This window comes from Stenotrophomonas sp. SMYL86 (assembly GCF_036320025.1).
In the GTDB taxonomy this organism is placed as follows: Bacteria; Pseudomonadota; Gammaproteobacteria; order Xanthomonadales; family Xanthomonadaceae; genus Stenotrophomonas; species Stenotrophomonas maltophilia_A.
In genome coordinates, this window is the sequence record NZ_JAWIRU010000006.1 from 1 (window position 1) to 15,455 (window position 15,455).

At 66.3% G+C, this 15,455-nt stretch carries 11 protein-coding genes; 2 read left to right on the forward strand and 9 right to left on the reverse strand.

The genetic code is table 11. The features are described 5' to 3' along the window. Positions 1 to 203: 203 nt before the first annotated feature. Positions 204 to 1,580 (reverse strand): signal recognition particle protein, encoded by a 1,377-nt coding sequence (ffh, locus tag V3B64_RS08465; RefSeq protein WP_005408591.1) that lies wholly within the window; start codon positions 1,578 to 1,580, stop codon positions 204 to 206. A 122-nt stretch (positions 1,581 to 1,702) separates the two neighbouring features. Between ffh and ccsA the strand changes: the two genes are divergently transcribed. After that, complete coding sequence (gene ccsA, locus V3B64_RS08470) at positions 1,703 to 2,497, forward strand: cytochrome c biogenesis protein CcsA (RefSeq protein WP_032127560.1); 795 nt, start codon at positions 1,703 to 1,705, stop codon at positions 2,495 to 2,497. A 90-nt stretch (positions 2,498 to 2,587) separates the two neighbouring features. Here the strand turns inward: ccsA and V3B64_RS08475 are convergent, their stop codons facing one another. The 4 genes from V3B64_RS08475 to radA all read right to left on the reverse strand — a co-directional run bounded on the left by V3B64_RS08475 (position 2,588) and on the right by radA (position 8,909). Further along, positions 2,588 to 3,052 carry a hypothetical protein gene (locus V3B64_RS08475; RefSeq protein ID WP_329913940.1) on the reverse strand — a complete coding sequence of 155 codons (465 nt, stop codon included), beginning with the start codon at positions 3,050 to 3,052 and terminating at the stop codon, positions 2,588 to 2,590. Positions 3,053 to 3,176: 124 nt separating this feature from the next. Continuing rightward, on the reverse strand, positions 3,177 to 5,483 hold the full coding sequence (locus tag V3B64_RS08480; RefSeq protein ID WP_149909390.1) for a tetratricopeptide repeat protein: 2,307 nt from the start codon (positions 5,481 to 5,483) through the stop codon (positions 3,177 to 3,179). A gap of 48 nt (positions 5,484 to 5,531) precedes the next feature. Beyond that, positions 5,532 to 7,388 carry an ATP-binding protein gene (locus tag V3B64_RS08485; RefSeq protein WP_180845331.1) on the reverse strand — a complete coding sequence of 619 codons (1,857 nt, stop codon included), beginning with the start codon at positions 7,386 to 7,388 and terminating at the stop codon, positions 5,532 to 5,534. A gap of 144 nt (positions 7,389 to 7,532) precedes the next feature. Then, on the reverse strand, positions 7,533 to 8,909 hold the full coding sequence (radA, locus tag V3B64_RS08490) for a DNA repair protein RadA (protein ID WP_014646395.1): 1,377 nt from the start codon (positions 8,907 to 8,909) through the stop codon (positions 7,533 to 7,535). A 149-nt stretch (positions 8,910 to 9,058) separates the two neighbouring features. Here radA and V3B64_RS08495 point away from each other — a divergent pair, with 149 nt between their 5' ends. After that, a complete protein-coding gene (locus V3B64_RS08495) occupies positions 9,059 to 11,119 on the forward strand; it encodes a bifunctional diguanylate cyclase/phosphodiesterase (protein ID WP_329893047.1) in 2,061 nt (686 codons plus the stop codon). A gap of 112 nt (positions 11,120 to 11,231) precedes the next feature. Here the strand turns inward: V3B64_RS08495 and cyoD are convergent, their stop codons facing one another. Genes cyoD through cyoA form a run of 4 tightly spaced genes read right to left on the reverse strand, consistent with a single transcriptional unit; the run spans position 11,232 to position 15,263 of the window. After that, entirely contained in the window at positions 11,232 to 11,573 is a 342-nt protein-coding gene (cyoD, locus tag V3B64_RS08500; RefSeq protein WP_005408584.1) for a cytochrome o ubiquinol oxidase subunit IV, read from the reverse strand. Continuing rightward, the gene (cyoC, locus tag V3B64_RS08505; RefSeq protein ID WP_012510428.1) at positions 11,573 to 12,211 is read right to left on the reverse strand and encodes a cytochrome o ubiquinol oxidase subunit III; all 639 of its coding nucleotides are present in this window, start codon (positions 12,209 to 12,211) and stop codon (positions 11,573 to 11,575) included. Before cyoC ends, cyoD begins: the two co-directional genes overlap by 1 nt. Then, positions 12,208 to 14,205 carry a cytochrome o ubiquinol oxidase subunit I gene (gene cyoB / locus V3B64_RS08510; protein WP_049462341.1) on the reverse strand — a complete coding sequence of 666 codons (1,998 nt, stop codon included), beginning with the start codon at positions 14,203 to 14,205 and terminating at the stop codon, positions 12,208 to 12,210. The genes cyoC and cyoB overlap by 4 nt, the downstream gene beginning before the upstream one ends. Positions 14,206 to 14,207: 2 nt before the next feature. Next, the gene (cyoA, locus tag V3B64_RS08515; protein WP_329913941.1) at positions 14,208 to 15,263 is read right to left on the reverse strand and encodes a ubiquinol oxidase subunit II; all 1,056 of its coding nucleotides are present in this window, start codon (positions 15,261 to 15,263) and stop codon (positions 14,208 to 14,210) included. Positions 15,264 to 15,455 lie beyond the last annotated feature (192 nt).

Genomic DNA, 15,455 nt, shown 5'->3' on the forward strand with positions numbered 1-15,455 from the left:
CTGGCCAGAAAGCTGGCCAGGATCGCCTGGGGTGTCTTCAAAAGCGGCCGGGACTTCGATCCGGCCATGCTGAAGGTGGGTCAAGCCTGCTTCCAGCAGGCTTGACCACGAACATAGGATCTCGACTCTACCTCGACCGGGGCACCGGCAGAAAAGTAGTCGAGCATGGCTCGACTCTACAAAAAAAGCCGGTGTTCAACGCATCAACGGAACGGCATGCCGCGGCCGCCCATGGCGCCCATCATGCCCTTCATGCTGCGCAACATGCCCTTCATGCCGCCGCCGGCCATCTTGCTCATCATCTTTTCCATCTGCATGTACTGCTTCATCAGCTTGTTGACGTCGGCCGGGGTCACGCCCGAGCCCTTGGCGATGCGCGCGCGGCGCGAGCCGTTGAGCAGGTTCGGGTTGCGCCGTTCCTTCTTGGTCATCGAGCTGATGATGGCGATCATGCGCGGCACTTCCTTGCCCTGGCTGACCTGCTGCTTCAGATGGTCGGGGATGTTGCCCAGGCCCGGCAGCTTGTCCATCAGGCCGCCGATGCCGCCCATGTTCTGCATCTGCTCCAGCTGGTCACGCATGTCGTTCAGATCGAACTTCTTGCCCTTGGCGACCTTCTCGGCCAGCTTGGCCGCCTTGTCCTTGTCAACCTGCTGCTCGACCTGCTCGACCAGCGACAGCACGTCGCCCATGTCGAGGATGCGGCTGGCGATACGGTCCGGGTGGAACACGTCCAGGCCTTCCGGCTTCTCGCTGACACCGACGAACTTGATCGGCTTGCCGGTGATGTAGCGCACGCTCAGCGCGGCACCGCCACGGGCGTCACCGTCGGTCTTGGTCAGCACCACGCCGGTCAGCGGCAGGGCGTCGCCGAAGGCCTTGGCGGTGTTGGCCGCGTCCTGGCCGGTCATGGCGTCGACCACGAACAATGTTTCGGCCGGATTCACCGCCGCGTGCAGGGCCTTGATCTCGGCCATCATTGCTTCGTCGATGGCCAGGCGGCCGGCGGTATCGACCAGCAGCACGTCGACGAACGACTTGCGTGCATCGTCGATGGCGGCGCGGACGATGGCTTCCGGCTTCTGGTCGGCGCTGGACGGGAAGAACAGCACGCCGACCTGCTCGGCCAGGGTCTTCAGCTGCTCGATCGCGGCCGGACGGTAGACGTCGGCCGAGACCACCATCACCTTCTTCTTGCGCTTTTCCTTCAGGTGCTTGGCCAGCTTGCCCACCGTGGTGGTCTTGCCGGCGCCCTGCAGGCCCGCCATCAGGATGATGGCCGGAGCGGGCACATTGAGGTTCAGGTCGCTGGCTTCGGCGCCCATCACCGCGGTCAGCTCGTCGCGAACGACCTTGATCAGGGCCTGGCCCGGGGTCAGCGACTTCAGCACTTCCTGGCCGACCGCCCGCACCTTGATGCGTTCGATCAGGGCCTGCACCACCGGCAGCGCAACGTCGGCCTCGAGCAGCGCGATGCGGACCTCACGGGTGGCCTCGCGGATGTTCTCCTCGGTCAGGCGGCCGCGGCCACGCAGGCGCTCGATGGTGCCGGAAAGGCGCTGGGTCAGTGACTCGAACATGCGGCGCAACCTGTCTGAAAGCGGGGGACAATAAGGCAGACAGTATAACGGGTCCGCTCCCCTCCCCGGACTGCGACCACAGGGCCGTCGCCACCACCGCAGGGGTATGCGAAACTGCAACGATGTTAATCGTTCTCATCGCCGCCCTGCTCTACCTGGCCGCCAGCGCCCTGCTGGTGCGTGCGCTTGGCCGCGATGAAAGCACCGGCTCCCCCGCCTGGCTGTGGCCCGCCCTGCCGGCGATGCTGCTGCACGGCGGCTACCACGTGATGGTGGCGATGCGCACCAACGGCGGGCCGGACATGCACTTCTTCGCTGCGCTGTCGCTGGTCGGCCTGGGCATGGCCTGGCTGACCTCGCTGGTCGGTGCCCGCGGGCGCATGTCGGCACTGGGCGTGGTGGTGTTCCCGCTGGCCGCGGTACTGCTGCTGGCTTACCACGGCTACGGCCACGAACCGAGCAAGGTGCTGGGCTGGCGCCTGGCCAGCCACGCCTGGCTGGCGCTGCTGGCCTACGCCACGCTGAGCATCGCCGCGCTGCTGGCGATCATGCTGTGGCTGCAGGAACGCGCCCTGCGCCGCCGCGAGTTCCGGCCGTGGCTGCGCGCCCTGCCGCCGCTGGCGGATCTGGAATCGCTGCTGTTCCGGGTGATCACCGTCGGCTTCGCGCTGCTGACCCTGACCCTGGTCACCGGCGTGCTGTTCGTCGATGACCTGCTGGCGCAGAAGCTGGTGCACAAGACCGTGCTGAGCGTGCTGTCGTGGATCGTGTTCGGCGTGCTGCTGATCGGCCGTCGCCGCTACGGCTGGCGCGGCATGAAGGCGGTGCACTGGACGCTGGCGGCAATGCTGTTGCTGCTGCTGGCCTTCTTCGGCAGCCAGTTCGTGATCGAACTGGTGTTCGGGCATTCGCGATAGCGGTGTGCCGGCCAACGGTCGGCACCCACCCTGGTAGTGCCGGCCGCTGGTCGGCAACAGGACCGCACCCTGCGTGGATGCCGCAGACGGTCAAGGCAGCGGCTGGGCCAGGATCTTCCGTACCGAGCGACCGCTGTTGGTGAGGATGTCGTCCACCTGCCAGCAGCCCTGGCCCTGGCGCACCATCGGCAGCCGGGTCACGTAGGCCGTGTTCCATACCGAATAGCGCATCTCGACCTGGCCGGACGTCGCCGAGGCCTCTTTCCAGATGTAGCGCACCGGACTCTCGATGTCGCCATCCTGCGCATCCAGCCACGGGTCCGAATCGATGGTGCAGATGCCTTCCTCGCGCATCTGGCAGGCGCGTTCGCCACGCAGGGCCTTGCCGAAGGCCGGGCTGACCAGCGCCGGCGGCGGTTCCAGCAGATCGCCATTGCCGGTGGTTGCCTCGTAGAAGGCACGGGCGACAGCCACGGGTTCCTGGCAGGCCGGTGCGGCCTGCACGGTGGGGGCCAGCAGCAGCCCGGCGATCATGAACATCCCTGTCTTTCGCATGTATTTCTCCTTGATGTAGTGCCGGGGGGGGGGGGGCCCCACCCCAGAAAACCGGGCCCGGGCGCCCCCACCACAGCAACCCCCCCCCGGCCCGCCCCGCGCCCGCCACTACCCGATACCCGGCTTACAAGCCGTAACGCTCGATCACGTCCAGGTGCGGCTGGCGATCCTGGTCGCAGGCTTCGGCCAGCCGCAGCCAGCAATGCGGATGCGGCCACTTCGCGGTTTCCTGCTGCAGGAAGCGGTGCAGCGCCAGCGGTGCATGGTCCTGCGGCTGGGCGACGGTGAACAGCAGGCCCGGCAGCGTGCCCTCCTCCTCGTCCGGATCGGTCACGGTGTAGTCCGGGCGGCTGTGCGACCACACCTGCCAGCCCTGCGCCTCGGCCGCTGCGACAAAGGCATTCCACGCGTCTTCGCCCGGGTGCGCGCCGTCGATCAGCCAGCTGCGGGCGAAGCCGCCGCGCTCCAGGACATGCACCTGCGCATAGGTCGGGATGAAATGCTCGCGCGCTTCCTCCTCCTCCGGCGCCGGGTGCACCAGCGCAGCATCGAACACCACCCAGTCGCCCACCTGCTGGGCACGGTTGGCCGGTGCGTTCTCGACGATACGTGCGGTGACCGGGCCACTGCGGCGCGCGTAGTACTCCATCGGCTCGCCGTTCTCTTCGCTGCGGATGATCACCCAGCCCCACGGCTCCTCGACCACGCCGTCCTGGCTGGACAGCTCCATGCCGATCGCCGCCGCCGAGCGGCGCACCGCATCCCAGTCGCGTGCCGCGCTGGCCGCGCTCATGTGGTCCCAGTGTGCGGCGTTGGGTTCTTCCAGCAGCTCCACCAGCTGCGCATAGCAGGCCTGCGCCTCGCTGAAGCGACCGGTTTCCATGTACATCCGCGCCAGCGTACCGCGTGCGCCATGCGAGCCCGGCGAGGCCGCCAGCAGCGCCTGCGCGGCCTGCTCCAGTGCCGGCCAGTCGGACACGCGACGGGCGCGCTGCACCTCGCACCAGTGCGCGAACACCGGCACGCTGCCGCGATAGGCATCAGCCAGCTGGCGCAGGCCTTCGTCGTCGCCCTGCTCGGTCAGCCAGCGCATCAGCGTGTAGGCGGCCGGGCCATCATCCTGCGTGTGTGCGCGCACGAAGCGCCACAGCAATGCGCGCGCTTCCGTCTGCGCCCCACAGGCGCTCAGCGCGGAGGCAGCCATCTCGGCCAGCGCCTCGTCATCTGGCAGCTGCGCCTGTGCCTGCAGCAGCCACTGCGCCTCACGTTCGGGATCGCGCGACTGATTCTGCTCTCCCTGCTCGTTCAGCCAAACCAGTAGTTCAGCGGCTGGCACCGGCAGCGGCGCCACATCCGGCAATGCATCGATGCGTGCCGCCAGGCCGGCCACCAGCGCAGCCGCACCCCGGTCCTGGCGCAGCTGTGCCAGATGGGTACGCGCCAGTTCCAGCTGGCGCAGCGCCACCCAGCGTGCGCCACGCTGCAGGGCCAGCTCCAGGCTCAGCGCAGCGACTTCGATCAGCAGGCGGTGCGAGCCAACCTCGGCAAAGTGTTCGATGATGGTGTTGAAGCGCGTACCCAGGTCCCAGGTATTGCGTGCGGGATCACGCCGGCACAGCGCTGCGGCGGTGTTCGCCCACAGCCGCCAGTAGGTAGGCGTCAGCTCGCTCCACGGCACCAGCTGCTGCAGGGCCTCTTCGTCGCGGTCCAGCTGGGCCAGCGCCCACGCCTTGGACAGGCGGCGCGGCACCGTGCAGTTGGCCGGCTCGTACTCGCCGGACGCCGCCACTTCGGCCTCGCGCTTCTCGATCAGCAGCAGCGCTTCTTCGGCGCGGCCCATGCCCAGCAGGATCTTGATCTGCATCTCCGGGAAGCTGTCGAACACTTCCTTGCCGCAGGCCTCGATCGCGTCGGACTGCACCTGCAGGTAATCCAGTGCCTCCTGGCCGCGGCCATCATCAAGCAGTGCATCGGCCTTCTCGCAGCTCAGGCACTGGAAGCAGGCCCAGCTCGGGTCGATGCGGCCCAGTGTTTCATCGCACACCTCGATGCGCTCCGGCACCCAGCCGGGGCCATCGATGTTGCCGTAGCAGGCGGCAAGATCCTGGGTCACGCAGATCGACTGCGGGCACTCCAGGGTGTCCTCGCGATGCGCACGCTCGAACAGCGCCACGGCTTCGCCCAGCGCGCTCTCGCCTTCGACGCGGTTGCCGACGCGGTTGCGCAGCGCCCAGTGGCCGACGTAGACGTCGACCCACGGGTTGTCCAGCGCCTTGCCCAGCGCTCGCGCTTCGGGCAGCAGCGCGTCAACGCGGTCGACACGCAGTTCGCTCACCTCGTCGGCGAGGCGGTTCAGCAGGTGCGCATTCTGCGCCTGGCCGGCCTGGCGCAGGTCACCCTGCAGTTTTTCGACCCAGTTCCAGATGTCCATGGGGTAAGTACTCCTGTCTAGCGAAGGCTGGATGAGAGGATGCGGTGCTCAGCGCAGCATCTGCTGCAGGGCACCGGCGATATCGGTGAAGGCGCCGTTGAGATCCGGGCCGGGCGTGGCGGTCGCGCGGGCCAGTGGACGGCCCTGCGCGGCGACGATGATCTTCAGTGAGCGCAGCAGGCGCGCTGCGGCCTCGGCCTGCGGGTGGCCGTCGCGCTGGGCGCGCAGCAGCGCCTGCACCGCGGGGTTGTCGAGGTTGAGGTACAACCGCGATGGCGCACGCGATTCGATGCGCGCGGTGAACTGACGCGCCAGGCGCAGCGCCGCCATTGAAACGCGCTTGTCGTTCTCATCGTCTTCCAGGCGCTGCTTCAGTTCGGCTTCGCGGTCGGGCACCACCACCACCGGCAGCGACTCGGGACTGAAGCGTGCCGGCAGCAATTGTTCGCCGTCACCCAGCTGCTCGCGCAGCCATGCCAGCTGCGCCTCGTCGAGGCTGTCATCGCTGCGGAACAGCGCGCGGTTGCCCTGCTCGGTGCCGAGCTCGACCAGACGCAGTCCCTTGGCCTGGGCCCAGCGCCGCAGGAACGGCACTACTGCATAGCGATGGCCATGCGCGACCGGCACGCCCATCGCGCGGAACAGCATTTCCTCGAAGCCGCCACCGTTGTCGAGGATCACATGCACGGCACCGCGTGCGGGCAGCGCACTGGCAGGCAGATCGCCCTGCGAGGTCGGCACGCGCACGTGCTCCAGCAACAGGTCGAACAGGCGGTCATCGCACAGCGCCGCGCCCAGCAGCGCCTCGTTGTGGCGGCTCAATACACGTCGCCACGCTTCCGGCTGCTGCCGCGCAACGTCGGCCAAGCCGTCGATCAGCGCCTCCAGCAACGCATGCTGCACGGCGCGGTACTGGTCGTCGCGCTGCAGGTCTTCGCGGCTGGCGGTAGGCGTGAGCCGCGAGGATTCGATCACCCCGCCGATGAAGCCCGCCCACGGCGGCAGCAGGTCACGCGCATCGTCGTCCAGCAGCATGCCGCGCACGAACACCGACAGGTTGCGGTTGTCACTGGTGCCGTAGGTGGCACCGTCCTGCACCCACAGCAGGCCGGTGGCATCGCTGTTGCCATCGGCACGCAGCGGCACGGTGACGATCGGCTCGAAATCATGTTCGAAACGCGCCGCGAACTGCAGCGCCTGGCGACGCGCCTGCACCGGATGCAGGGCCACATCGCCCTGGCCGCGCCACGGCGGCGGCTCGGGGTTGAGCGCCTCGCCTGCAGCACCGATGAAGATCGGCTCGGACAGCAGCGCGCAGTAGCGACCCAGCACTTCGTGCAGGCGCGCCTCGTTGGCCAGCGGCAGGAAGTCCGGATGCAGCTCCAGTTCCACCTCGGTGCCGACCGCGCGTGCCGGCACTTCGCTGACGGTGTACTGCTCGGCGTTGCTGGACACGTACAGATGGCCCAGTTCCGGCGTCTGGTACGAGGTGGTGCGCACGCTGACCCGGCGCGCCAGCACGAAGGCCGACAGGAAGCCGAGGCCGAACATGCCGATCAGGCCCTCATCGTCCTCGCCGCCCTGGCGCAGGCCGCGGGTGTAGCCGACGCCGACGGTCGCCAGGTAGTCATGGATCTCCTGGCGGGTCAGGCCGGCGCCGGTATCGATGATGCGCAGCACGCCGGCAGCGGCATCGACCTGCACCGAAATGCGCGAAGGCACCTCGACGCCGGGTTGTTCGATGCGACGGCGGATGATCGAGTCGTGCGCGTTCTGCACCAGCTCACGCAGCGCCACCACCGGGGTGGAATAGAGGTGCTTGCCCAGCACCGTCATCAGTCCATTGAGATCGACCCCGGCACGACGGATTTCGGCGTTGGGGGCGGTGAGCGCGGTGTCCTGCATGTAATCGTTTACTCCTGGGCACGGAAAGACGCCAGAGGGCGTCTTCGTCGAGCGGGAAAAACTAGCACAGGGAGGCTGACCGTTACCGTGTCGGCCGCCGTATTCCACGTGCGCTGTGGTGACGCCGGGCCATGCCCGACGCGATCACGCCGCGTCGATAGCCTCGGACAGGCGCTCCACCGCGATCACTTCCATACCCTTCACCGAACCGCCCTTGGGCGCATTGGCCTTGGGCACGATGGCGCGCTTGAAACCATGGGTGGCGGCCTCGCGCAGGCGGTCTTCGCCATTGGGTACCGGTCGGATCTCACCGGACAGGCCAACCTCGCCAAACGCAATCGTCTTTTCCGCCAGCGGCCGGTCCTGCAGCGAGGACAGCACCGCCAGCAGCACCGGCAGGTCGGCTGCGGTCTCCTGTACGCGGATACCCCCGACCACATTGACGAACACGTCCTGGTCGCCGACCAGCACGCCACCATGACGGTGCAGCACGGCCAGCAGCATGGCCAGGCGGTTCTGCTCCAGGCCGACTGCGACACGGCGCGGGTTCGACAGCGGCGAGGCATCCACCAGCGCCTGCACTTCAACCAGCAGCGGCCGGGTGCCCTCGCGGGTGACCATCACGCAGCTGCCGGGTTGGTGGGTACTGCCGCCGGACAGGAAGATCGCCGACGGATTGGAGACTTCCTTCAGGCCCTTGTCGCCCATCGCGAACACGCCCAGCTCGTTGACCGCACCGAAGCGGTTCTTGAACGCGCGCAGCAGGCGGAAGCGGCTGCCACTCTCGCCTTCGAAGTACAGCACCGCATCGACCATGTGTTCGAGCACGCGCGGGCCGGCGATACCGCCCTCCTTGGTCACGTGGCCGACCAGGAACACGGCGGTGCCGGTCTCCTTGGCGAAACGCACCAGCCGCGCCGCGCTCTCGCGTACCTGGCTGACCGAGCCGGGCGCGGCGGTCAGGCTCTCGGTCCACAGGGTCTGCACGGAGTCGGCCACGATCAGCCGTGGGCCGGCCTTGGACGCATGCTGCAGGATCGACTCGACGCCGGTCTCGGCCAGCGCGTTGACACCATCCAGCGGCAATTCCAGGCGGTGTGCGCGGCCGGCCACCTGGGCCAGCGACTCCTCGCCCGTGACGTACAGCACCGGCAGCTCGGCCGCCATCTTCGCCACCGCCTGCAGCAGCAGGGTCGACTTGCCGATGCCCGGGTCGCCACCAACCAGTACCACCGCGCCCTCGACCAGTCCACCGCCCAGCACGCGATCGAACTCGCCGATGCCGGTCGAGACACGGCGATGCTCGGTCTGCTCCACGTCCTTCAGGGCGGTGATCTTCGGCGGGTCGATCTTGCCGGCCCAGCCGGCCCGGCGCGACGCGGGCGCCTTGGCCGCCGCCGCGCTCTCCAGCACGATTTCCGACAGCGAGTTCCAGGCGTTGCACTCCGTGCACTGGCCCTGCCACTTGCTGAATTCGGCGCCGCATTCATTGCAGACGTAGGCGGTGCGGGCTTTTGCCATCGGATGATTTCCAGCAACGGGAACAGGCGTGGCAGGATAGCCGAGCCGGGTCGCAGGTGCTGCGACCGCTCAAGTCCCGCCCACCCGCGCCGATAGCTGTCGCGGGTGTGCGCCTTGCGGGCGCCCCTCCCTCCCCCTCTGGATTCAACATGACTGGCAGTTACAGTCAGAGCCTGGTCGCCATCTCCCTGCTGGTGGCCATTCTTGCTTCGTACACGGCGCTGGACATGGCCGGCCGCCTGGCCACGGCCGAGGGCCGCGTGGCCCGCTGGTGGCTGGCCGGCGGCGCGGCGGCGATGGGCCTGGGTATCTGGTCGATGCATTTCATCGGCATGCTGGCCTTCGACCTGCCGATCCCGGTCGGCTACGACCTCGGCATCACCCTGTATTCGCTTGCAGTGTCGATCGGCGCTTCGGCCTATGCGCTGTGGCTGGTGTCACGACCCAGCCTGCCCTGGCGACGACTGCTGGCCGGCGCCGTGCTGATGGGCCTGGGCATTGCCACCATGCACTACCTCGGCATGGCCGCGATGCGCATGCAGCCAGGTATCGACTATCACCCGGGCTGGTTCGCCGCCTCCATTGCAGTAGCCATCGGTGCCGCCGGCGCCGCGCTGTGGATCGCCTTCCGCCTGCGTACCGAGCAGCGCCACACCATGCGCCTGCGCGCACTGGCCTCGCTGGTGATGGGCCTGGCCATCGTCGGCATGCATTACACCGGCATGGCCGCCGCACGCTTCCCCGAAGGCAGCATCTGCGGCGCGGTCGGCAGCGGCGGCATCGACACGCGCTGGCTGGCAGTGCTGGTGATCGTCACCACTGTAGCCACCCTGGGTATCGCCCTGGTCGCCTCGCTGTTCGATCGGCAGATGCGCGTGCGTACCGGGTTGCTGGCCGATTCACTGGCACACGCCAACGACAAGCTGATCCAGGCCGCCCTGCATGACCCGCTGACCCAGCTGCCCAACCGCATGCTGCTGCAGGACCGCATCGAACAGGCCATCGAGAAGGCGCGCCGCCGCGGCCGCGCCGTGGCGGTGATGTTCTGCGACCTGGACGGCTTCAAGGCGGTCAACGATGCCTACGGCCACCAATTGGGCGACCGCCTGCTGGTGGCGGTGGCACAGCGCATCGGCGGCCTGCTGCGGCCGCAGGACACGTTCGCGCGCCTCGGCGGCGACGAGTTCGTGATCGTGCTGGCCATCGACACCCCGGACGATGCGGTGGTGGTGGCCGAACGCATCATCGCCGCTGCCGGCGAACCATTCACCCTGGATGCCGCCGAACTGCAGGTCAGCGCCAGTCTCGGCATCGCCCTGTACCCGGATGACGCCAGCAACGAGCGCGAACTGATGGCGCACGCCGATGCGGCGATGTACCACACCAAGGAAACCGGCCGGAACGGCTATACGTTCTTCACTCCGTCGATGCAGCTCAGTGCCAACCGCCAGCTGCGCCTGCTGCAGGACCTGCGCAAGGCGATCGCGCGTGACGAGCTGCTGCTGCACTACCAGCCGAAGTTCCCGGCCGCTGGCGCACCAGCTACCGGCGCCGAGGCCCTGCTGCGCTGGCAGCACCCGGAACTGGGCCTGCTGGCGCCGGATGTGTTCATTCCCATCGCCGAGCGCAGTGGCCTGATCCTGCCGATCGGTGACTGGGTACTGGACCGTGCCTGTGCACAGCTGCGTGCATGGCACGAGGCCGGGCATACCGAATGGTCGATGGCGGTGAACCTGTCGCCCTTGCAGTTCTCCTCGCCGGCCCTGCTGGACAGCGTGCGCGAGGTGCTGCAGCGGCACCGGATCGAGCCGGCGCGGTTGACCCTGGAGATCACCGAGACCACGGCGATGAAGGATGTCGACGCCAGCCTGGCGATTCTCAACGATCTGACCGCGATGGGCGTGCATATCGCCATCGACGATTTCGGCACCGGCTACTCCAGCCTGCTGTACCTGAAGCGGATGCCGGCCACCGAACTGAAGATCGACCGTGCGTTCGTGCATGACCTGGAACGCAACGACGAGGATGCCGCCATCGTGTCGTCGATCATCGCGCTGGGCCGCACCCTGCAGCTGCAGGTGGTGGCCGAAGGCGTGGAGACGCAGGCGCAGCGCGAATACCTGAGCGAACTGGGCTGCGACCAGCTGCAGGGCTATCACCTGGGCCGGCCTATGGATGCCGAAGAGTTCCTGCGCCGGGTGGCGGGGTAAAGCCGGCCGGCTTCCCGCGATTGCCGGCCAGCGGCCGGCACTACCCATATCCGCAGACAAACAAAAAGGCCGCCCGAGGGCGGCCTTTCTGCGTGGCAACGTCGCGAGGACGTCAGTGCATCATGTGCACGTTCATGTTGTGCATGACCCACAGGGTACCGACCACGATGATGCCGATCACCACCACGGTGAAGGCCGCAGCGTTGACGTTCCAGCGGCTTTCCGAAGAGCGGTCCAGGTGCAGGAAGAACACCAGGTGGACCAGCATCTGCAGCACCGCGGTGATCGCGATCACCACACCGTTGACGGTGCGCGAGAAGTCGCCCGACATCACCATCCAGAACGGGATGACGGTCAGCACCACCGCCAGCACGAAGCCGATCAGGTACGACTTCACGGTGCCATGGCTTTCGCCGCCGGTGCCGTGGTCGTGTGCATGGTTGTCATGTGCCATTACAGGGCTCCATTGAGGTAGACGACGGAGAACACGCCGATCCAGATCAGGTCCAGGAAGTGCCAGAACAGGCTCAGGCACGCCATGCGGGTCTTGTTGGTCGGGGTCAGGCCGTACTTCTTCAGCTGCACGAACATCACCAGCAGCCACAGCAGGCCGGCGCTGACGTGCAGGCCGTGGGTACCGACCAGGGCGAAGAACGCCGACAGGAAGGCACTGCGGTCCGGACCGTAGCCCTGATGGATCAGGTGCTGGAACTCCCACACTTCCATGCACATGAAGCCGAAGCCCAGCAGCCAGGTGATGCCCAGCCACAGGTACATCTGGCCCATCTGCTTGCGGTGCATGGCAATCATGCCCAGGCCGAAGGTCAGCGAGGAGGTCAGCAGCAGCGCGGTTTCCCATGCAACGAACGGCAGTTCGAACAGGTCCTTCGCGGTCGGGCCGCCATCGGTACCGCCGGCCAGCACCACGTAGGTGGCGAACAGCGAGGCGAAGATGAGGCAGTCGCTCATCAGGTACACCCAGAAACCGAAGACGGTGTTGCCGCCGGTGTCGTGGTGCTCGTGGTCGTCATGGCCATGGGCCGCCGCTTGCGCGGCGTGCCCGTGGCTCAGGGTCGAGGTATTGGTGCTCATGCCTTCAGCTCCGACTTCACCAGGCCCTGGTTTTCCAGGTGCTTGCGGTGTTCGTTCTCGATGCGTTCCACCTCGGCGGCCGGGACCCAGTAGTCCACGTCCTGGTCGAAGGTGCGGTAGATGAACGTGGCGATCATGCCGACGAAGCCGACGATGGCCAGCCACCAGATGTGCCAGATCATCGCGAAGCCGAACACCAGGCTGAAGGCACCGATGACAACGCCCGTGCCGGTGTTGCGCGGCATGTGGATGTCGGTGTACTTGGCCGGCTTCGGCCAGGCTTCACCACGCTGCTTGCGCTCCCAGAAATCGTCCAGCTCGGTGACTTCCGGCAGGCTGCCGAAGTTGTAGAAGGCCGGCGGCGAAGAGGTTTCCCACTCCAGCGTACGGGCATCCCACGGGTCGCCGGTCAGGTCGGCGGTCTTCTTGCGGTCGCGGATCGACACGGCCACCTGGATGATCTGGCACAGGATGCCGGCACCCACGATGAAGGCACCTGCGGCAGCCACCAGCAGCAGCGGCTCGTAGGCCGGGTTGACGGTGCTCTGCAGACGACGGGTCATGCCCATGAAGCCCAGCACGTACATCGGCATGAAGGTCACGTAGAAGCCGATGAACCAGCACCAGAACGCGCACTTGCCCCAGAACTCATTGAGGCGGAAGCCGAACATCTTCGGCCACCAGTAGGTGATGCCGGCGAACATGCCGAACACCACGCCGCCGATGATGACGTTGTGGAAGTGGGCGATCAGGAACAGGCTGTTGTGCAGCACGAAATCGATGGCCGGGATCGCCAGCATCACGCCGGTCATGCCGCCGATGGTGAAGGTGACCATGAAGCCGATGGTCCACAGCACGGGCGTGGTGAACTGCACGCGACCGCGGAACATGGTGAACAGCCAGTTGAAGATCTTCACGCCGGTCGGGATCGAGATGATCATCGTCGTGATGCCGAAGAAGGCATTGACGTTGGCACCCGAGCCCATGGTGAAGAAGTGGTGCAGCCACACGATGAACGACAGCACGCCGATGCAGGCGGTGGCGTAGACCATGCCCTTGTAGCCGAACAGCGCCTTGCGCGAGAAGGTCGCGATGACTTCGGAGAACACACCGAACGCCGGCAGGACCAGGATGTACACCTCCGGGTGACCCCAGATCCAGATCAGGTTGATGTACAGCATGGCGTTGCCGCCACCGTCATTGGTGAAGAAGTGCGTACCCAGGTAACGGTCCAGGGTCAGCAGCACCAGGGTGATGGTCAGCACCGGGAAGGCAGCGACGATCAGCACGTTGGTCACCAGGGCGGTCCAGGTGAACACCGGCATCTGCATCAGCTTCATGCTGGGGGTACGCATCTTCAGGATGGTGATGAAGAAGTTGATACCGCTCAGCGTGGTACCCAGGCCTGCGACCTGTAGACCCCAGATGTAGTAGTCCATGCCTACGCTTGGACTGTATTCGATGCCCGACAACGGCGGGAACGCCAGCCAGCCGGTGGCAGCGAACTCACCGATCCACAGCGACAGCATGATCAGCACCGCGCCGGACACGAACAGCCAGAAGCTGAGCGAGTTGACGAACGGGAACGCGACGTCGCGCGCACCGATCTGCAGCGGCACGGCCAGGTTCATCAGGCCGGTGATCAGCGGCATCGCCACGAAGAAGATCATGATCACGCCGTGGGCGGTGAAGATCTGGTCGTAGTGGTGCGGCGGCAGGTAACCCTCGGACCCGCCGACGGCGAGCGCCTGCTGGGTACGCATCATGATGGCGTCGGAGAAACCGCGCAGCAGCATGACGAAGGCGACGATGAGGTACATCACGCCGATCTTCTTGTGATCCACCGAAGTGAACCACTCCTTCCACAGATAGCCCCACAGCTTGAACTTGGTGATCAGGGCCATGACGCCCAGGCCACCCAGCACCGCGCCGACCAGGGTGGTCAGCACGATCGGATCGTGGGGGATCGACTCAATTGAGAGTTTACCCAACATGTTCATTCTCCCGAACCCGCGTGGCCGGCGTGACCGGCGGCGGCGTGTTCGTCAGCAGTGTGTCCGGCGTGTTCGGCCGGAGCGGCGGCAGCGTCGGTGTGGCCTTCATGGCCCTCGTGACCTGCATGGGCATCGTGACCTTCAGCAGCGGCACCGTCGGCCGGGGTCTTGTGCTCGTGCTTCATGCCGTAATGCTTGTTGTCGCCCATGTGCTTGGCGATGACCCAGTCGAACAGGCCTTCTTCGGTCTTGCCGAAGTAGGTGACCGGATACCACTCGGCGTTGCGTGCTTCACCCAGCGCCTTGAACGAGGCCTTGTCCAGGGTCTGCTCGCCGGCGCGGACCTGGTCCAGCCACTGGCGGTATTCGGCATCGGTGACCGAGTAGGCGGTGAAGTGCATCTTGGCGAAGCCCGCGCCGCTGTAGTGCGAGGACATGCCCGGGAATTCACCGGTCTCGTTGGCGATCAGGTGGAGCTTGGTCTCCATCGCAGCCATCGAGTAGATCATGCTGCCCAGGTGCGGGATGAAGAAGGCATTCATCACCGAATCGGACGTGATCTTGAAGTTCAGCGGCGTGTTGACCGGGAACTTGATTTCGTTGACGACCGCCACCTTCTCTTCCGGATAGATGAACAGCCACTTCCAGTCCAGCGAGATCGCCTCGATGGTGACCGGCTTGACGTCCGAATCCAGCGGCTTGTACGGGTCCAGTGCGTGCGACGAGCGCCAGGTCAGGACCGCCAGCACCAGCACGATCATGCAGGGAATGGACCACACCACCACCTCGATCGCCGTCGAGTGGGACCACTTCGGCTCGTAACGGGCCTTGGTGTTGGAGGCGCGATACTTCCACGCGAAGGTCAGGGTCATGATGATGACCGGGATGACGACCAGCAGCATGAGCACGGTGGCCGTGATCAGCAGGGTCTTCTCATCCTGGCCGATCTGGCCCTTCGGACTGAGGATGGCCACCGCATCGCAGCCGGTGAGCATCACCAGCAACGACAGCAGCAGGCCCGGGCGCAACCAGCGCCCAAGGGTTTTCAACGGAATCATCGGTCGATCCAATTGCGAGGGAATGCCGTTCCCCGTCCTGCCTGTTCCGGCCAAAGCCGGTCCCACCGGTCCGGAAGACAGGCAGGGAGGTGGGGTCGAGTCAGCCTTTCAATTTTAGGCCGTCACCCACCATTTAAGAAAGGCATTGACAATGATCGAGCGCAGGAAAGGCCCGTTTCTGGCTGCGACACG